Raw genomic sequence first — 386 nt, forward strand, 5'->3', positions numbered from 1 at the left:
ATGGTGGTGTTCTCCTTGGAGATCGACACCTTCTTGGCGCGGCCGAGCATGTTGAGGCCGACATTCTCGAGCTTGATGCCGAGGTCTTCGGAAATGACTTGGCCGCCGGTGAGGATGGCGATGTCTTCCAGCATGGCCTTGCGGCGATCACCGAAGCCCGGCGCCTTGACGGCAGCGATCTTCAGGCCGCCACGCAGCTTGTTGACGACCAGCGTGGCCAGGGCCTCGCCTTCAACGTCTTCCGAGATGATGACCAGCGGCTTCGAGGTCTGCACGACAGCCTCGAGGATCGGCAGCATGGCCTGCAGATTGGAGAGCTTCTTCTCGTGGAGAAGGATGTAGGCGTCTTCCAGATCCGCAACCATCTTGTCGGCGTTGGTGACGAA

The 386-nt window shown here is 60.4% G+C and carries 1 pseudogene; it reads right to left on the minus strand.

Annotated elements, in window-relative coordinates:
• Positions 1–386: pseudogene (gene groEL / locus AC0L18_RS32445) on the minus strand (chaperonin GroEL); the annotation flags it as partial.

This window comes from Mesorhizobium sp. WSM4819 (assembly GCF_055811215.1).